The organism is Siphonobacter sp. SORGH_AS_0500, assembly GCF_031453245.1.
GTDB lineage: Bacteria > Bacteroidota > Bacteroidia > Cytophagales > Spirosomataceae > Siphonobacter.
The window spans coordinates 2,267,690-2,284,843 of record NZ_JAVIYT010000001.1 but is presented as its reverse complement, the minus strand read 5'-3'; the positions used below and the strand labels follow the sequence as shown (position 1 = coordinate 2,284,843).

The 17,154-nt window shown below is 43.9% G+C and carries 19 protein-coding genes, 1 tRNA gene and 1 pseudogene; 17 read left to right on the top strand and 4 right to left on the bottom strand.

Annotated features, from left to right (window positions below):
- Positions 1-55: 55 nt before the first annotated feature.
- Positions 56-355 carry a hypothetical protein gene (locus tag QE357_RS09625; RefSeq protein WP_309707005.1) on the bottom strand — a complete coding sequence of 100 codons (300 nt, stop codon included), beginning with the start codon at positions 353-355 and terminating at the stop codon, positions 56-58.
- 115 nt (positions 356-470) lie between these two features.
- Between QE357_RS09625 and QE357_RS09620 the strand changes: the two genes are divergently transcribed.
- The 14 genes from QE357_RS09620 (at position 471) to QE357_RS09555 (ending at position 10,563) form a co-directional block, all read left to right on the top strand.
- The gene (locus QE357_RS09620) at positions 471-683 is read left to right on the top strand and encodes a hypothetical protein (RefSeq protein WP_309707003.1); all 213 of its coding nucleotides are present in this window, start codon (positions 471-473) and stop codon (positions 681-683) included.
- A gap of 87 nt (positions 684-770) precedes the next feature.
- Positions 771-1,379 (top strand): Arm DNA-binding domain-containing protein, encoded by a 609-nt coding sequence (locus tag QE357_RS09615; protein ID WP_309707001.1) that lies wholly within the window; start codon positions 771-773, stop codon positions 1,377-1,379.
- A 70-nt stretch (positions 1,380-1,449) separates the two neighbouring features.
- Entirely contained in the window at positions 1,450-2,628 is a 1,179-nt protein-coding gene (locus tag QE357_RS09610; protein ID WP_309706999.1) for a phage integrase SAM-like domain-containing protein, read from the top strand.
- Positions 2,629-2,652: 24 nt separating this feature from the next.
- Entirely contained in the window at positions 2,653-2,916 is a 264-nt protein-coding gene (locus QE357_RS09605) for a hypothetical protein (protein WP_309706997.1), read from the top strand.
- Between the two features lie 112 nt (positions 2,917-3,028).
- The gene (locus QE357_RS09600) at positions 3,029-3,688 is read left to right on the top strand and encodes a hypothetical protein (RefSeq protein ID WP_309706995.1); all 660 of its coding nucleotides are present in this window, start codon (positions 3,029-3,031) and stop codon (positions 3,686-3,688) included.
- Positions 3,689-3,741: 53 nt separating this feature from the next.
- Positions 3,742-4,026: a hypothetical protein gene (locus tag QE357_RS09595; protein ID WP_309706993.1), complete on the top strand. Its 285-nt coding sequence runs from the start codon at positions 3,742-3,744 to the stop codon at positions 4,024-4,026.
- Between the two features lie 56 nt (positions 4,027-4,082).
- Positions 4,083-4,376, top strand: a complete 294-nt coding sequence (locus tag QE357_RS09590) for a hypothetical protein (RefSeq protein WP_309706992.1) — start codon at positions 4,083-4,085, stop codon at positions 4,374-4,376.
- Positions 4,377-5,240: 864 nt separating this feature from the next.
- The gene (locus QE357_RS09585; RefSeq protein ID WP_309706990.1) at positions 5,241-6,068 is read left to right on the top strand and encodes a hypothetical protein; all 828 of its coding nucleotides are present in this window, start codon (positions 5,241-5,243) and stop codon (positions 6,066-6,068) included.
- A gap of 270 nt (positions 6,069-6,338) precedes the next feature.
- A complete protein-coding gene (locus QE357_RS09580; protein ID WP_309706988.1) occupies positions 6,339-7,184 on the top strand; it encodes a DNA/RNA non-specific endonuclease in 846 nt (281 codons plus the stop codon).
- A gap of 33 nt (positions 7,185-7,217) precedes the next feature.
- Positions 7,218-7,880, top strand: a complete 663-nt coding sequence (locus QE357_RS09575) for a hypothetical protein (RefSeq protein WP_309706986.1) — start codon at positions 7,218-7,220, stop codon at positions 7,878-7,880.
- Between the two features lie 168 nt (positions 7,881-8,048).
- Complete coding sequence (locus QE357_RS09570) at positions 8,049-8,474, top strand: response regulator (protein WP_309706984.1); 426 nt, start codon at positions 8,049-8,051, stop codon at positions 8,472-8,474.
- A 115-nt stretch (positions 8,475-8,589) separates the two neighbouring features.
- Positions 8,590-8,889: a helix-turn-helix domain-containing protein gene (locus QE357_RS09565; RefSeq protein WP_309706981.1), complete on the top strand. Its 300-nt coding sequence runs from the start codon at positions 8,590-8,592 to the stop codon at positions 8,887-8,889.
- Positions 8,890-9,169: 280 nt separating this feature from the next.
- Complete coding sequence (locus QE357_RS09560) at positions 9,170-9,763, top strand: hypothetical protein (protein WP_309706980.1); 594 nt, start codon at positions 9,170-9,172, stop codon at positions 9,761-9,763.
- Complete coding sequence (locus tag QE357_RS09555) at positions 9,760-10,563, top strand: hypothetical protein (protein ID WP_309706978.1); 804 nt, start codon at positions 9,760-9,762, stop codon at positions 10,561-10,563. The genes QE357_RS09560 and QE357_RS09555 overlap by 4 nt, the downstream gene beginning before the upstream one ends.
- A 243-nt stretch (positions 10,564-10,806) precedes the next feature.
- On the opposite strand, the gene QE357_RS09550 is transcribed toward QE357_RS09555, so the two are convergent.
- Positions 10,807-10,890, bottom strand: a tRNA-Leu gene (locus QE357_RS09550).
- Between the two features lie 119 nt (positions 10,891-11,009).
- A complete protein-coding gene (locus tag QE357_RS09545) occupies positions 11,010-12,248 on the bottom strand; it encodes an ABC transporter permease (RefSeq protein ID WP_309706976.1) in 1,239 nt (412 codons plus the stop codon).
- 120 nt (positions 12,249-12,368) lie between these two features.
- Between QE357_RS09545 and QE357_RS09540 the strand changes: the two genes are divergently transcribed.
- Positions 12,369-13,631, top strand: a complete 1,263-nt coding sequence (locus QE357_RS09540; RefSeq protein ID WP_309706974.1) for an asparagine synthetase B — start codon at positions 12,369-12,371, stop codon at positions 13,629-13,631.
- Between the two features lie 56 nt (positions 13,632-13,687).
- Here the strand turns inward: QE357_RS09540 and QE357_RS09535 are convergent, their stop codons facing one another.
- A complete protein-coding gene (locus QE357_RS09535) occupies positions 13,688-14,668 on the bottom strand; it encodes a DNA/RNA non-specific endonuclease (RefSeq protein ID WP_309706973.1) in 981 nt (326 codons plus the stop codon).
- 163 nt (positions 14,669-14,831) lie between these two features.
- On the opposite strand from QE357_RS09535, the gene QE357_RS09530 reads away from it, so the two are divergent.
- Together QE357_RS09530 and QE357_RS09525 are read left to right on the top strand one after the other, a co-directional pair.
- Positions 14,832-15,656, top strand: coding sequence for a purine-nucleoside phosphorylase (locus QE357_RS09530; protein ID WP_309706970.1), 825 nt, complete (start codon positions 14,832-14,834; stop codon positions 15,654-15,656).
- Positions 15,657-15,725: 69 nt separating this feature from the next.
- Positions 15,726-17,016 (top strand): annotated as a pseudogene (locus QE357_RS09525) (Gfo/Idh/MocA family protein).
- Positions 17,017-17,154 lie beyond the last annotated feature (138 nt).

The window sequence follows — 17,154 nt, the reverse complement described above, 5'->3', positions numbered from 1 at the left end:
GTTGAATGATTCAAGGCCAGCAAGCTACGACCCAGACGCCAACTAGCCAAGGGAGCTAGACGTTAAAAGAAGTTAAGCTACGGATGCTACTAACTCCCACCCATTCGCTTAGAAGATAAAGCTGAATCACCAGCCAGCCGAGTCCAGTCACTAGGGATATGGCGATCATCCACTTCTTGCCCAGAAAAGAGACTTTGCTAAAATAAAGCACGAGTCCATACCCGATCAGTCCAAGGCTTCCAGCTATTAACGCGTAGAGGCTGATCCAGGGAGATAGGTGAATGCCTTGGCAAACCATGACTACTGGAGATAGCAAGGCTAGAAGCAGTAGCCCATAATAGAGAGTAAGCTTCATAAGTTTAAAGGCGTAATAGGTTTTATTACTCAAACTAAACAAAAGTCTTGCCAGCAATGAAAATATTTATTGACTTATTTGTGGAATATTCCCACAAAATGTATACATTTGAGCCATGCAAACTTTTACAAGTGTTGAGGAGGCGTTTAAATGGTGGCTCAATCACATTTATCCTTCCCTTCCTCCAGATGTCAAAAAAGGTCGATTAACTAATGCGTGGAGAGACTACACGCACAATAAAGGAATTTCAGACAAGAGAATGCTTGAAATCCTTAATGAATATGGGAAAGTCGAGGTAAAGACTATTGTTAAATTTACTCCTAACTAAGGAGTCTATTTTTTTACCCATTATTTGTGGGTAAATTCCACAAAACAATCCAATACAAACACCATACATTTTTAAACACGTACCATCATGATGAATCACATTAAGTTCTCGTTTGACATCTCTTCTCAGCAAGCAAGTGCAATAGTGCTTATCCAGGCTACTTTGAATGGCACTCCGGTTGAACTGGGCTCTACGGGTATACATGTTCATCCGCAGCATTGGGATGCTGTGTCTCAGCGTCTGAAAGGTCAGGATGCTCTTACTAAAAACACTAACGCTCAATTAGCTGCTCTTGAGACTCAACTGCATTCTTTCGCTGTCTATGCCGAATCTCTGCCACAACTCTTTACTCCTGATCAGCTAAAGAGGGTGTGTTTACTCATTCATGATCAACCTATGAGCGTGGCTGCGTCTATGAAGAACTACCTGGAATGGTCAGAAAGCATGCAGTCTACGGGTCAGATTAAAGCTCAAACGCATGCCGCCCGTCAGGAGAAACTCTCTCTTTTTATGAGCTTCCTTTCCAAAGAAGGGAAAGCTGATTTGATGACTGCTGGCATTACTAGCATGCTGCTTGAGAGATTCAAAACTAGCGTACTGCTGAAGGGGAAACCCTTAGTCTATGCCCAGAAATGTCAGCAGATGATACAGACGCTTGTACGCTGGTCTTTCCATAACAACCTAGTAAACGCTTAACACCAACTAGTGCATTCAAAGGAGCAGGTCGAAACAGTTCCTGCTCCTCCATTTCAAAATATCTATTATCATGATGAACAAATTTCACCTTGCTCTACATCTACGTACGGATGGGATCAAAGACAAAAGCTTTCCTTACATCTATGTGACTGTAATTTTAAATGGAACTCGAGTCAACTTAGGCTCTACCGGTATTCGAGTGAGAAAGGAAGATTGGGATATCAAGTCACGTAGATCTACTCGCAAGGACGTACAATCCCAGGCTGACAACGCGACTCTTGACTCGGTGGAAAGTCGCCTGCGTTCGATTCACCTGCTTTATGAGTCACGTCAGAAGAGGCTCTACCCAGAAGAAATAAAAAAGCTCTATAAGCAGAATTACGACGTTGATCTGAGCTTTTTTACGCTACGGGATAAATACTTTGAGGAGTCACAACAGATGATGCATCAGGGGCAAGTGGCTAAGAAAACGCACTCTACTCGTAAGGATAAACTTAAGGTGTTTGAGCGATACCTGGATGCCGAGAAAAAAACTCAGCTCACCATGGAAGAAATCAAGGGGGCCATCTTCGAACGCTTCAAAAGCTGGATGCTCCGCCAAGGTTATAAATTGACATACGCCCAAAAATGTCAGCAGTTTTTGAAAACCTTCGTCCTCTGGTGTTTCCGTCATGGATATATCGATTTTGACCCCTCAGCTAACTATCCTGTGAAGGTTGATAAGAAACCTATACTGGAGCATTTGTCCGAAGAAGAACTGCAACGATTAAAATCCGAACCATTCGTCAAGCGTCTTCAGGAAACAGTTGATTGCTACCTGTTCGCCTGTGATACGGGACTTGCCTACGTAGATATGTCACTGCTTTCAGCTAAAAGTTTAGTGGAAGAAAATGGTCTTTTATATGTTTCAGGAGCTAGGCAGAAAACAGATGCATCTTACTTCGTTCCCCTCTCAAAGAGTGCCAAAGCGATCGTTGATAAATACGGTGGGATTGACAAGCTACCTCTTCGCTCTAACAAAGAGGTGAATGCTATGCTCAAGGTCGCCATGGCTCAGATTAAAGTAGACCGCCGCATCTGGTTTCATACCGCAAGGAAAACGTTCGCTCACCGCATGCAGAATGTATTGTGCTTATCGGATGAAGCTACTGCGGCTATGATTGGGCATAAGTCAACGAAAGAACTCAAGTCATACCGAAACATTACGAAAGAGCGGGTTATGCGTGAAATGCCCCGATTCGACTTTTAATCACTCACTTTTAACCCTAAACCAATGGCTACTACAAACGCCGCCCTGACTGCCGGGGAGCAGCAAATTGCCGAAACGATCTACCGTCAGGCCTTCCAGTTACGAGACGAGATGGTCATGCCCGAACTTATCCGTCAGCTCAGCCGGGCCTTCTCCTGGTACACGACTAGTCCTGAGTTTGCTAAGCTCGATGAAGAAGAAAGGCAACACGTTTCCCGCTACTACATGGCTATTTCTGACCTGATGGAAACCATCGATGTGCTGATGCCGAACCACACCGTCGTATAGTACTTTCCGTTCCAAGTTAATCCCTTTCATTTTCAGGCTTTCCTCATCTTCACTATCCCTAGTGATCTTAGGCGAGCTATGTTCTAAACGCTTATAAATCCTCACTATTCACATGAAAAATCAATTGAAAGTAAACGGTTCATCTATGCCTGTATCGCCCGTCTCAGGCTCTTTCTCGGCTTCTGAGCTTCGCATCACCCAGGCCGTAGAACTATCCGGTCACATCAGCCTTCCAGCCGAATTCTATGAGAAGTACAAAGACTCTGAAATCTTTGGCAAAGGGATTCCCAGAGTAGAGTTTCACCACCAGCAGCGAATGATTCACCTGACGGCCGGCGAAGGCGAAGAGGCGGTTTGGGTCGTGGGTCACTTGACGCCTCATCCCATCTATGCAGATCTCAAGGTCTTTCAGCGGGAATGGATGAGCAGTCGCAAGGCTCAGACGTATTTTGAAGATCACCGCTGGTATTTTGGTCCCGAGCATGAAGGCTATGGGGAGGTCAATGATATTCTCAATAAGAAGTACCTAGCTAATATCGCCGACTTTCATGACTTCAAGCTTCACCTGCCTATTTTCAGTGAACTACCGGTAGACATGCAGAACGGACATCACGTCTGGCTGGAGATGGGAACGCAGGCGGACTTAGATGAAACACCGAATGTGTACTTCATGTCCTCTCTGTTTTCGGAGATGGCTCAGAAGGTACAGGACCGGGTGTTTGCTGAGCAGAGAGAACGCTTGAAGGACCTCATCTGCATTGACATCTACTAATTCAGACAACGCAATTTTGCGTCATCCTCTTACTCTTTAACTATTCTCATTCAATGAAAAAGCAATCAACCCCGCTGACTCCAGAGCAGCAAGCTCAAGCCGAATCTGTATTCAAAGCCTTAGCACCTTTCATGAACTGCTATTCCATCCGGGATATCAATGCCTTCATCTCAGAAATGTTCGCTGTTTACGTGACCTCTGATCACTTTGTGGATGATGATACCGAGCCCCGGATGGATAAGGCAAACATGTTCATGCATCTAACCGGGGTACTCAACGATATCGTACGAGCTATACCCGACGGAGAAACCCGCCCCACGCTTAAGAAAGCCGCCTAGTAAACCATCAGCCTCTTAGGGCTCTCTTGAGAGGCTGATTTAAACCCTTTACAACTATGGAAAATACACCTCTTGATAGCTACGAACCGCATAATGTAGATAAGATCTTTGAGATAGCGAAGGAATTCATCTCTGCTCACGCGGTCTCTGAATTACAGGAGAATCTAGGCCAGATGTTTGCCTGCTATGTATCGGCTATGCCCAATATGGTTCTCAATGGAGTTCCTGCTCACGATGTCGCTCAAACGTTTGTGGACCTGATGCGATTTGTGAACCGACTAGCCCTGGAGATCCCTGACTTGCATGCTCAGGATCATATGGAATTAGGACAAAGTAAGTCCGCCGCTTAAGCTTTATTTAGTGGGAGATTACTTAAACCCGTCTGGCATTGCTGGGCGGGTTTTTATCTTTACTAGGGAGTAAGTAAACTGAAACCGTTTAAACTGTTTTGATTTAACTTCTTTGAGTTTAACCTTATTTAAGTTAATAGCTGTATTTCTCTTTTTCTTACAAAGTAACATCACTATAAATAGTGAAGCCCACCTTTTAGGGCGGGCTTTCGCATTAGCACTTGCATTCAGACCTAGAAACGTATTCTTTGTTGCCTTTGGAATTGATGTAATAACATCCGCCCTTAGGGCCTAAATAAAGAGTTTTGCCATTATGCTTCCCGCAGGAAGAGCTAGGTGATGTTGAACTGCTTTCAGGAGTGCTACAACTTAGACAAAATAAAAGGATTGATAAAGCAAGAGTAAAAGCTCTTTTCATAATGGGTTAATTAAGTGAAAAAGGATTCAAATCTAGTTTATTAAAACCCTATATAATGTAGGGTAGTCATTAGAAATAGCTTAGAATTAACTGGCATTGTGGTTCTTATCTGTAGTATTTATTGTACTAATAGTCATCTAGATATTAGTTAAATGAGGATAGTTGAATAGATATACTTGATAATACTTATGTATGATACTTAAAATGCCTGCATGTTGATAACTTAAGTAGCTTTTGGACATATAGTAGTGGCAGTTATCTAATTGTTAGAAGTCTGTTTAAGTACTAGATTCGTAACTTAAAATAACCCCATCTTTATGCGTCACTTCTACCTAATGCTACTGGCAATTCCCCTTATTACCGTTTCCTGCATGCTCCAACGTGCTCCTCAAAGCTCTTCAGCATCTAGCTATAACGCTTCCGCCCAGCAAAATCTGGATTACATCATGCATTACAAACTCCTGGTTACAAGTCCTGTAGAGGTTTATGAAACCAGGCAGATGGAACGAAGATATAAAGACTTGCCTGCAGGCGATACCGTTGATGTAGTCTTGCCCGTAGGCGTAGAACTTAGCCCTGCCACAACTGAAGCCTACTATAAGCAATACAGGCTCTTTGTATGGGGACTAGGAACACGAACAAAGACCATATCTTCCCATAGATACAACGTGAAGGATTTCGAGGTCATGTTCAATGAACCCGTGCAGTCCTTAGCTCCAAACATCTACCCCTTACACATGGTGGTAGAGCGGAATAGGAAGAACGCTCAAATAGCTGCCTCAGATTCTGCTTTAAAAGCCTCCAAAGTAGCCGAATATGTATTGGTAGTAAACACGCCAATTGAAGCCTATACAAGCGATTTATCGCATCGATATTCAGATATTCCTGCCAGAGACACCATTAGGATATTATTGAATGAATCAACCCAGTTATCACCAGCAGCAACTAGAGCTAGGTATAAAAATAGAGACGTGTATGTTTATGGAGCAGGCGTTCGCACTAGGACGATAAGTCGAAAAGTCTATGTGTACAATGACTATATAAAGCATTATCGAGGCACTCCTTTGGAGCTATACACGTATGCTACAGAAGAAGTAAAAAGCCAGCAATCCACTTCTAGTTCTTATTCGCCTAGTAGCAGCGGCAGTAGTTATTCATCCGGCGGCACCAGGCATTCAACTCCAACAACTGGAGCGTACATTCACACGGGGCCCAGAGGTGGTAGATACTATTACAACTCTAAAGGCAATAAGACCTACGTGAAGAGGAAATAGAGTTAACTTATAAGTATTTCAATCTACTTTAACCGACATCAAGGTCTAAATAGTCTATTAGGCTATTGATTACTGATTAAACGGTAAATCAGGTACCTGAAATAAGACCTACCTTTCGTTTTTCATCCTCTCTTGGTGGACTGGGTGAAAGTAGGGTTATGGCTAAAGGCTTCAGAGATTTCTGAGGCTTTTTTCTTGGCGTATAGTCAACATTTAAACTAGCCGCAATCCTGCACTTATATTTGTCCGTTACTTCATTAAATAGATTTCATGTTTCCATCCTTACGGTCTGTATCCTTCGGTTTAGCCCTCACGTTGCTTATAGTCTCCTGTGGACGCAAAGCAGTAGTTAATCCTTCAGACCCTTCATCTAACCTTTCTACGCAGGCGGTTCTGGGTTATCCTTCACTAGCGATCGGGAACGCCTCAGCCGATGGCTCGGAGTATCTGCTCATCAAGCCTCAATACGTACTTTCCTATCAACCCCTGAAAGGCATTGCCCGCTGGGTAGGCTGGCACCTGCAACGCAGTGATTTGGGTTCAGCCGATCGCCAGGATGACTTTAGGCCCGATGAGGACTTGCCGCGTAACTTCACGATGATCAGGCCCACCGATTACACCAACAGTGGCTTTGATCGCGGGCATTTATGTCCTTCGGGTGATCGCACGGCGACAGAAAACGATAATTCGGCTACGTTTGTGATGACGAATATGATCCCCCAAGCTCCGAGTGTAAACCGTGGGGTGTGGAATGATTTGGAAGAATATTGCCGGACTAAAGTGAAACTTGGACTGGAAGCCTATATCTACGCCGGTAGTTATGGTGAGGGTGGAAAAGGCTCCAAAGGAATGGCCTCTACCATCGCGAAAGGGAGCGTAATTGTACCGAACCGTTGCTGGAAAGTAATTCTGATCATGCCGGAAGGGGATAATGACCTTTCCAGGGTAGCAACGGAGAAAGTCGAAGTAATTGCAGTGAGCATGCCTAACTCGCAGGACGTAGCCGGTACGGGCTGGAGACGATGGACGGTAACCGTGCGTGAGTTAGAGCGAACGACGGGCCTGGACTTCTTTTCAGAGCTTCCCAAGGCCGTTCAGGACAAGATTGAGAATTAATAATTATCCGTTTTTAATAACCTAACCTTTCCCATGAAAAAAGTATCCTTTCTACTGGTATGCTTTGCCCTTTTCCTTCTTTGGTCATGCAAAAAAGATAAGGACCAACCTGTCTCATTTCCTAAATACTGGATCGTTAACTCTGTCACCCCTAAAGGTATCTATAGACTTTTCTATGACAATAAGGAAATTACCGATCAGGCAGCAATTAACAAGTTTCTGAGCGACTCATCTACCCATTTAAAGGGCCAGTATCTGAACCGTAAAGTCTATATGGAAACGCATCGAGCCATAGGAGATACAATTTTTACTATGCCCAAAGCAGACTCCATGGTTTTAAATAAGTGGGTAAAGTATAACGTCTCTCTTCATAATCATACCTATACGTTTAAAGGCAAAGAAGTGATTGTGATCAACCCAAACGATGATGTTGCGAAATCGTTAAGCTTTTTGAAATATAAGAATATCACGAATGGTTGTGTCCCTAATAAAATTTGTACGGGTCACGAATCATTCATTTCTACAGGCGACGATAAAGTAATGCAATTGCCTGTCATAGCCGTCACGCTTAAGTATTCTGAAGGGGTATTGAGTCAAGCTGGAATAAATGCATTTGATGAAACGTTCCCGCCCAAGATGCCAAAGGGAGATACGTTGTTAATTCGCGAATACGTCTATGAGCTCAAGGCCAAATAGGGTTTCATCAAAATTGATGCCTCTGATTATGAGGCGATTCACCCAAAGGTGAAGACCTTCGACATCATGTCGAACCCCACATAAGCTCGGCAGTAGTCGGGCTTATGTGGTTTAAAGGGAGCATGGAACGCATCTTTCACTAGTGATGGACTAAACTGGGAGAAAGCCATGAGATCACGAATGATAACGCCTTTGATTCTAATAGTCGAGGATGAAAAAGATTACATTGAATTATTAGAAAGAGGTCACAAGAAAAGTAACATCGCTTGCCATTACGTATGCATAGAGACTGCTGAGAATGCATTAGCCTTCTTGAAAGCTAATGACATTACGCCTCATATCATTCTGCTGGATTATGACTTGCCAGGCATGAATGGCTTTGAAATGATGGAGGAGTTAAAGCAGTCCGAATGGAAAGCTATTCCTATTTTGATGTTCTCGATTCATAGCCGACCTCAACTGATTGAAGAGGCTTACCAGCGGGGCGTAAATGCCTTTATTCCTAAACCCGAAGACTATAGCTCAATCATTGAACTTTGGAGTACCATCTGCTCTTTCTGGGGAGGCCATGTGAGCCTGCCTATTCTTAACTAGCATACATCCAGAACGGAGGTTTTCCGATTCTAGCCTTCAGGAAGTTTTTAGAGCCTATAAAATAGGAAGCAGAGTGAGCGTTATGGGTATATAAACGCCATCAAACCCTTCTGCTATGGAAAACCCTTTCGAAGTACTAGCTCAACGCCTGGATCGAATAGAAGAGCTATTAGTAAAGCTAACCGTTAAGTCGGAACAACCAGCTCCCTTACCCCAACAGAACAAATACATAAAAGCTCAGGAAGCAGCAGAGATATTACACATCAGCAAGCAGACCTTGTATACAAAAATCAAATCTATCCCTCACGTGAAGCGGTTTGGCCAGCTATACTTTATCAAAGAAGATTTGCTCGAGTATATAGAGAATGGCCTGTCACAGTCAGATACTCTCAAGCCTCATCCTAAACGCAGATAGGATTCATTTGAAGAGTTTTCTTACCCGATAAAAAGAGTGGAATCAGGAAGCGTTATGTAATTATCACAGGACGGTAGCTGAAGAAAACCGAAATCGACTGATAATGAGGCAAATACCCTTTTGGTACAAGGTATTGGATGGAGTGTCGATAAAATTGACGATACCAAAGAGTGACGCAAGTGCTGAAAGTGACGCTCAAACAAAATCTTTTTTTGCGATGAAGCGATAACCATAAGAACTTTTTTTTATGATTGCATTGAATTAACCTTGACCATATTAAATGAAAAAAAACGGAGGTGACTTTTGCAAAGAGGTTCTTGATGATTTTGCTACCTACAAAGTCATTATGAACGAACAAAAAAGGATTCTTGATGAAACAATACACATAAACGCGAATAAAAAGACAAGAACAGACTGGCTTGCAGCTAGATCCAAAATTGAACACTCAAGCGTAGAAGGTATTTTTTTCGAAGTTGAAGTTCTACCAGACAATCATAGACATTTTAAGTTTTTGATTATGGCGGAGGGTTACAGTAATAAGCGTCTTGCTAGGTATGACTCTGCAGGGTCTCCACATCGTAATCCGGCTAATAGCCCTCATTATAGTAAGCAACGTATAGCCCCTCCTCATTTTCATAAATGGGATGATCTTGGAAGAAATATAGCATACAAGACTGAAAAGCTAAACTCTGTCAAAGAAGAAGACTTAGGCAACATTAATCGTATAATAATACTTTTTTGTGAGGAAATGAAAGCATATTGCCAACACCTTTCATGGCCCATATTTAAGATAAATGAAAAACCAGGAAGCCAATTGCCGATGTTTGAAGAAGAAGAGAACGATGACCCACTTAAGAATATAAAATTTAAATGAACTGCTCTGAAATCAATATTGAAGCTATAAAGAATGAACTAAATGCATTATGGGATTGTCGCAGCCGCGGCAAAACCATTGAACTTTGGACCCCATTCACAACATTAACGAATAAATTTATTACAATATTCATTACTGAACGTAACGGCGATCTTATAGTTACAGATGGCGCATACTTCTTTCTTGGTGACTATGAAGTAGAGCCAAGTGCTGATGATACTCAACTTTTGAATAATATCCTTGTATATCAAAGATACTTTAAAGTTGACACTACCTATGATCACTACAAAAACCCTGTTTACTATAAAAAAACAAACAATTTTAATCAGCTACCAACCGCTATAATTGAACTGGCTCAGTTTATACAAGGGATTGTAAATATGGCTTTTGTGCAACTAGATGCAGATGAAGAATCGGAGCAACGAAAACTTTTTTCAAAGGATGCTAATAAATTCTTTAAAGACGCATTTGGAAAGAGAGCAAAACTAAACCATAAAATAGGTAATATCACATTTCCTGTTGCTATATCCCATGTCCATCAAGTATCCGTATGCAAATACATAACTGGTTCTAATCAATATGATTTTAGAGGTAGTTTAGCAAAAGCTAACTTAGACCTAGAATTAATTTATAAAGGAATATATGCTAAACAAATATCTAAAAAAGTTACACTTATCAATGATATTGCTTTCGGATACAAAAATGATTTGTTCTACGAGGAATTCAATTTGATGGAAGATAAAGATACCATTAGTGTAAAATGGAGCGAAAAAGAGAAACTTATTGAAATACTTCAATAATCATAGTCACTTAAATGGAATGAAAAAAGGGAACCACTACAAGCGGTTCCCTTTTTGTTTATGAGATAAGTTCGAATTGTGCCGAACCATGAACAAAGATAACATAATCAAATGAAGCCTGACTATCCCCTAGCCTAGCCTCTGAATGCGAGATAATTCAAAAATGTTTCAGTAACGTTTCAGTGAGAAAGCAAACATCCCTCTCAACATTCTGACTAGCAGACTATTAAGAGGGATGACCAGTACCCAGAGCCGGAGTCGAACCGGCATGCCCGTGAAGGCAATGGTGTTTGAGACCATCGCGTCTACCGATTCCGCCATCTGGGCATTGCGTATCGCGTTTGGGAGTGCAAGTATACAACATTCCTACACGCCTTGGCAAGCTCTTTCCTGAAAAAGTTTTCTACTTCTTCACATTCTCCTGTAAATCAACCTGCTGACTAAACTTATTCATAACGCAATGCATCAATGGGATCAAGCCGGGAAGCTTTCCAGGCGGGGTAAAAGCCCGAAAACAGGCCTACGACGACGCAAACGCTAATCCCAATGCCGAGCCATAACCAGGGAATAATAAAGCTAGCCGTGCCCTGACTGAGCAATTGCGAAACGACATTGCCAAATACCATTGCCAGGATGAGCCCTGCAACGCCTCCCAATACACAAATAACAATGGCTTCAATTAAAAACTGCTGCCGAATGCGACTCGGTGTTGCTCCCAGGGCTTTTCGAATGCCAATTTCCTGAGTTCGCTCGGTTACCGAAACCAGCATAATATTCATCAGAGCAATGCTGGCTCCTAGTAAGGTAATGATGCCGATACCAAAACCGCCATATTTGAGTTTAGAACTGGCTTCTTTGAAGTTTTCCGCCACGGCATCCGCCCGTTCCACCTGAAAAGAATCTTCCTGCGTCGTCGGATCACGGCGGATTTGCCGCATTAAGCCCCGGGCTTCGCCCATTAATAACTCTATCCGATTGAGGCCGGGGACGCTGGTAGTAATGGCAAAAGATAACACGCGGGTACCGGCCAATTGCCGGGCCGTTTCAATGGGTATATAAATTCGGCGGTCGTCTCCTCCACCCGTCAGGTTACCTTTTCGTTCCAGTAAGCCTACTACCCGAAATTTTGTCCCCAGCACCGTAATATCTTTCCCGATGGGTTGGGACGTTCCAAAAAGATTAGTCGCAATTTCGGCCCCCATAATGGCAACATTCGTAGACATCGACACATCATTGGCCGTCAGGTTACGCCCTTCCTGAAGTTTAAAACTTTTCACTGCGAAAAAATTCTCGTCAATTCCCATCACCGTGACGTTGGGATTACTTTTTTTGCTCTCAAACTTGACCTGAGCTGCTCCCGTCACCATCGTAGCAAGAGAAACGGTAGCACCAAAGCCAAATCGTTCTTTGTATTCCTGAGCTTCGCGGTAAAGAATCGCCCCAAAAACCTTCTGCCGGCGACCGCCAATACGAATTCCCATCTGTTCGCCCTGATTAATATCAAACGTATTCGCCCCCAGACCAGCAAAGCTATTATCCATACTGCTCTGAATACCGTCGATGGCCGTCAGAATGCCCACCAGACTACTGATTCCCACGGCAATGATCAAAGAAGTAAGAACCGTACGTAATAAATTCGCCCGGATGGATCGTAATCCTTCGCGGGTATTTTCAAGCAAATTCATAGATTGCTCCTTAATTATCTTTAATTTCTGGTAAATTCATTCTTTCAAGAACCATGATCGGAAGATCGTATATGGTCTAAAGGTCAAAATTCGTTCCTGATTTTGAAAACTACTGCACCAATGAAACGACTAATCGTTCCGTTCATCCTTTTCTGCGTGATTTGCGGTTCCGCTCGGGCCTCGCAAATACTGATTCCGATGGATGAATCCCAGAAAAATCACCTCAAAGCGTATGGTCTGGCGTATTGGGTCCTAAAAAATTACGAAACCGAAGTTGAGTGGTTACTTAATTACCGGGGCGGCAGTTTCATGATCCCCGAAAACCAGAAATTTCAGAATGAGCTAGTTATTCGGGGCATCAGTTATGAAGTCATTTCGGACGGTCAGGCCCAGCAAATTCGTCAGGAGTTGCAACAGCCGGATGTGAACATGGACGTGGTAAAACTTCAGAAAGCTCCGAAAATTGCCGTGTATAGTCCAAAGGTAAATCAGCCCTGGGACGACGCCGTAACACTGGTACTAACCTACGCCGAAATTCCCTACGAAACGGTTTATGATGATGAAGTCATGAGTGGCAAGTTACCCACCTACGACTGGCTACACCTTCACCACGAAGACTTTACCGGACAAATGGGTAAGTTCTGGCAGCACCGAAATTATCCCTATTACCAGGCTCAGAAACGGAATGGCTTACAGGCAGCGGCTAAATATGGGTTTTCAACCATTCCTGAATTGAAATTTAACGTGGCAAAAAAAATTCAGGAATTCGTTTCGGGTGGTGGGTATATGTTCGCCATGTGTAACGCAACGGATACCTATGACGTAGCTCTGGCGGCCAATGGTGTTGATTTCGTAGACCCTTTTTACGACGGAACCCCCGCCGATCCAAACATTAATCAGAAGCTTGATTTCTCTAAAACCTTTGCTTTCAAAGACTTTAAGGTTATCCTTGACCCTTACCAGATTGAATTTTCTACGGTAGACAGCCAGCCCGAAGAACGCCGATTGATCGAGTCTAACGATTACTTTCAGTTATTTCAGTTTTCAGCGAAATGGGATGCCGTTCCTACGATGTTAACCCAGAATCATACCACGACCGTGAAAGGATTTATGGGGCAAACGACGGCTTTCAAAAAGGAATACATTAAGCCGGAAGTATTGATTCTGGGCGAGAATCGTTCAGTGGGCGAAGCTCGCTACATTCACGGAACCTTCGGTAAAGGCTTCTGGACCTTCTACGGTGGTCACGACCCCGAAGATTATCGTCACGAAGTAGGCGAAGAACCGACAGATTTAAACTTACACCCTACCTCACCGGGGTATCGGCTGATTCTTAATAACATTCTTTTCCCCGCCGCGAAAAAGAAGAAAATGAAGACCTAATAAAAATCCCAGTCAGCTATACAGACTGGGATTTTTTATGGTACTAACCTAAGCCGTTAACGTCCCCGGCCAAACCAAGCTTTCACGTCATGCTGAGCTTCAATATTCGTTTGAACGGACTTGGGTAACTTGGCAAAGAAGTCAATTCCGGTTTTCTTTTCAACGTCATCAATTGAAGTCGTAAAATCCTGAAGAACTACGTTCACAAAAGCTTTATTGGCGATAAAGAACGCAATAGCTTCCTGTTTATGAGGATCGTATACGAGTTTGTAGTAATATTCAGGAACCGCAATTTTCGTACTCTTGCCAATCGTTGGTAATCCTTTTTTCAGAACGGGTCCAGTAACAATGACCAGATCACCCCGTTTTTTGCTCCAGCTTCTTACTTTCTGCTCAATGTTATTCCAGATGCCCGTGTTAAGCTCGTGCAATTGCGGAGACATATTACTCATGTAAAAACTTTCGTCCTTCAATTCCTGATCATAGTTAAAATCGCCTGCCGGAGCCAGGTGCCCCCGATCATAACCCGTATTGGTGTAATCGTTTGGTAAAGCTGTTTTCGTCTTTACCATTGGATCGGGCTGAAAACTATCGGCTCGCTTAGCATTACCTTTTTTGTTAATTAACAAATGGACCACCCAAGATGGCTGCTCATATTCTTCCTGATAGTCAAGAATGTATCCTCTGCGTCTGATAATCTGATCATTCTTGTTGTAGGCAGGTAAGTACTCATCTATCGAACCCAGCGTAGAGCTAGTATTTTCCTCTCCGCTTTGTGTACTGCTTTCCTCCCGTACATCCGAAGCTTCCGAGTCATACTCTTCTTTCCTACCCTTTTCACGTTTCGAACCTGTTTCTTTGCTGGTATCCACCGGACGCGTTTCCGGTGGGCGTTTCATGCCCGCTATTTCATACAAATCCCCCTTGATTACCTCAAAAGGATGCGGCTGGTTACAGTAGCGGAGAACCAGTCCGATACCCACTAAAAACAGAATAAAAACGAAGCGATTATTACGCATCCCTCTCGTACGTGCCATTTCAACTAATAAATAACGAATTCTAAAACGGGTGTAAAGATGACTCGTTTTTGTCAAATCTGTTTAGTTTACGGTTGTCGGTTTGCAGTTTTTAGTCAGATTTATTCCGTTTTGTTTCAATTTATTACTCACAATCTATCTTCGTACTTCTGACATCTCTCTTATGACTCCTGAAATCATTCGCGAAACCAGCGAATTCATACAAAATCAGTTACCCGATTTTGAAGCCAAGATCGGTATTATTCTAGGTACGGGCCTTGGGCATCTGGCTCAGGAAATCGAGGTGCTTTGCGAAATTCCTTATCATGTGCTCCCCCATTTCCCGATCTCTACGGTTGAAACGCATTCAGGTAAATTAATACTGGGCACTTTGGGCGGAAAATCCGTTATCTGCTTGCAGGGCCGCTTTCATTATTACGAAGGGTATTCGATGCAGGAAGTTACCTTTCCTATTCGGGTATTGCATTCGCTGGGCGTGAAGTATCTGTTTGTGTCCAACGCCGCCGGGGGCCTCAATCCGGTATTCAACATCAGCGATTTAATGATCATTGAAGACCACGTTGCGTTATTTCTGCCCGAAAGCCCCTTACGCGGCAAAAACCCTGCTTCATTTGGCCCGCGTTTCCCCGACATGAGCCAACCGTATGATCTTGAGTTAATTAATCAGGGAAAAGCTATTCTAAAAGAGTTGGGAGTAACCGTTCATTCGGGTGTATATACCAGCGTTCAGGGACCACAACTAGAAACCAAAGCCGAATACCGACTCCTTCGTCAGCTCGGCACAGATGCCGTTGGCATGAGTACTGTTCCCGAAGTAATCGTAGCTCATCAGGTGGGCATGAAGGTTTTTGCCTGTTCTGTCATCACGGATTTATGTTTCCCTGAAACGCTGAAAGAAGCCAAATTCGAAGAAATCCTGGCGGCAGCTGCTCAGGCTGAACCTTCCCTAACCCAACTCTTTATTCGATTAATCCAACAGATTTCCTGAGGTTTTGTATCTTTCGGTTCCTCTACACGCCTTCGGGTTTCACCGCCCGAAGGCAGACGCTAAACCTCTATGAACCGAAGAACTTTTCTGGAAAGCACTTCCAAGGCTTCCCTGGCCTTTTCCGCCGTCCCTTTGTTATCCTCTTTCGTTCGAACGGAAAAATACAAAACCGCCCTCATTGGCTCAGGCTGGTTGGGGCATGAATATCCTACGGTGTGCCATACAGGCGGGGCAATCGAAAGTAGTTGCTCTTTGTGACGTGGATACTCGCCAGATCAAGACCGCTCAGCAAGAACTCCGTAAACTCACCAGCGATCAGCCCAAAGTCTATCGGGATTACCGCGAAATGCTGGCCAAAGAAAAACCTGAAATTGTAATTGTAGCCACGCCCGATCACTGGCATCCGCTTTGCTGCATTGCGGCCATCGAGTCGGGAGCTCATGTATATGTAGAAAAACCCGTTAGTCATACCATCTTGGAAGGTCGGGCGATGGTGAATGCCGCTCGTAAGCATAATCGCGTCGTACAGGTAGGCACGCATCGACGCGTTTCCCCCCATAACATTTCAGGAATGGATTTTCTGAAATCGGGCAAAGCCGGAAAAATTGGCATGGTCCGAGCTTTCGTGCATTACGGCGGTGGTCCAGGAGAGAAAACACCCGCTCAGGAGCCACCCAAAGAACTCGACTGGGACGCCTGGTGCGGCCCCGCTCCCCTCGCCGAGTACCACCCCAGCATGCATCCGAAAGGCTTTCGTTTATTTCTGGATTATGCCAACGGGCAGCTTGGCGACTGGGGCATTCACTGGCTGGATCAGATTCTGTGGTGGAGTGAAGACCCGCATCCCAAACAGATTTACTCGACGGGTGGCAGAGCCATTCGCCAGGACGACACCGATGCCCCGGATCACCAAATTGCGGCCTGGAAGTTTGACGATTTTACGGTTGAATGGGAACACCGGCTTTTTGCGGGGAATGAAGCCGAAAAAGCCAATGTCGGCTGTTACTTCTACGGTACGGAAGGAACCTTTCACATGGGCTGGACGGATGGCTGGACTTTCTATCCGACTAACAAGAACAAATCCATCATTCATCAGGACCCTAAACTAGATTTACCCGATCAGCAAAACATTGCTGCACTCTGGCGTAATTTCCTCGACTGCATTGAAAGCGGACAAAAGCCCGTTTGTGATATTGAAATTGGCCAGCGATCCACGAACATGGCTCTCCTAGGGATGCTTTCGTATAAATTAGGCAGAAGTATTAACTGGGATGGTACGAAAGAACAAATCCTGAATGACGAAGAAGCCACTAAACTTCTCCGACGAGATTATAGGGGAGAATGGCAATATCCGGTCTAAAATAAGGCTTTCACTGATGGGAACTTAAGAAATGAACTATTGCTGGCAGAGAAAAAGCTGGAAAAACTGTTTATCACTCACAAGCTAAAGGCCCTGCCGCTACCAGCGTGGCCCAGACAGCTTTTTCTGCTGGCAGCA

What these genes read in the sequence shown, in the direction of transcription:
- QE357_RS09625 (WP_309707005.1), bottom strand. Translation starts at nt 355, where the DNA reads ATGAAGCTTACTCTCTATTATGGGCTACTGCTTCTAGCCTTGCTATCT.
- QE357_RS09620 (WP_309707003.1), top strand. Translation starts at nt 471, where the DNA reads ATGCAAACTTTTACAAGTGTTGAGGAGGCGTTTAAATGGTGGCTCAAT.
- QE357_RS09615 (WP_309707001.1), top strand. Translation starts at nt 771, where the DNA reads ATGATGAATCACATTAAGTTCTCGTTTGACATCTCTTCTCAGCAAGCA.
- QE357_RS09610 (WP_309706999.1), top strand. Translation starts at nt 1,450, where the DNA reads ATGATGAACAAATTTCACCTTGCTCTACATCTACGTACGGATGGGATC.
- QE357_RS09605 (WP_309706997.1), top strand. Translation starts at nt 2,653, where the DNA reads ATGGCTACTACAAACGCCGCCCTGACTGCCGGGGAGCAGCAAATTGCC.
- QE357_RS09600 (WP_309706995.1), top strand. Translation starts at nt 3,029, where the DNA reads ATGAAAAATCAATTGAAAGTAAACGGTTCATCTATGCCTGTATCGCCC.
- QE357_RS09595 (WP_309706993.1), top strand. Translation starts at nt 3,742, where the DNA reads ATGAAAAAGCAATCAACCCCGCTGACTCCAGAGCAGCAAGCTCAAGCC.
- QE357_RS09590 (WP_309706992.1), top strand. Translation starts at nt 4,083, where the DNA reads ATGGAAAATACACCTCTTGATAGCTACGAACCGCATAATGTAGATAAG.
- QE357_RS09585 (WP_309706990.1), top strand. Translation starts at nt 5,241, where the DNA reads ATGCATTACAAACTCCTGGTTACAAGTCCTGTAGAGGTTTATGAAACC.
- QE357_RS09580 (WP_309706988.1), top strand. Translation starts at nt 6,339, where the DNA reads ATGTTTCCATCCTTACGGTCTGTATCCTTCGGTTTAGCCCTCACGTTG.
- QE357_RS09575 (WP_309706986.1), top strand. Translation starts at nt 7,218, where the DNA reads ATGAAAAAAGTATCCTTTCTACTGGTATGCTTTGCCCTTTTCCTTCTT.
- QE357_RS09570 (WP_309706984.1), top strand. Translation starts at nt 8,049, where the DNA reads ATGAGATCACGAATGATAACGCCTTTGATTCTAATAGTCGAGGATGAA.
- QE357_RS09565 (WP_309706981.1), top strand. Translation starts at nt 8,590, where the DNA reads ATGGAAAACCCTTTCGAAGTACTAGCTCAACGCCTGGATCGAATAGAA.
- QE357_RS09560 (WP_309706980.1), top strand. Translation starts at nt 9,170, where the DNA reads ATGAAAAAAAACGGAGGTGACTTTTGCAAAGAGGTTCTTGATGATTTT.
- QE357_RS09555 (WP_309706978.1), top strand. Translation starts at nt 9,760, where the DNA reads ATGAACTGCTCTGAAATCAATATTGAAGCTATAAAGAATGAACTAAAT.
- QE357_RS09545 (WP_309706976.1), bottom strand. Translation starts at nt 12,248, where the DNA reads ATGAATTTGCTTGAAAATACCCGCGAAGGATTACGATCCATCCGGGCG.
- QE357_RS09540 (WP_309706974.1), top strand. Translation starts at nt 12,369, where the DNA reads ATGAAACGACTAATCGTTCCGTTCATCCTTTTCTGCGTGATTTGCGGT.
- QE357_RS09535 (WP_309706973.1), bottom strand. Translation starts at nt 14,668, where the DNA reads ATGGCACGTACGAGAGGGATGCGTAATAATCGCTTCGTTTTTATTCTG.
- QE357_RS09530 (WP_309706970.1), top strand. Translation starts at nt 14,832, where the DNA reads ATGACTCCTGAAATCATTCGCGAAACCAGCGAATTCATACAAAATCAG.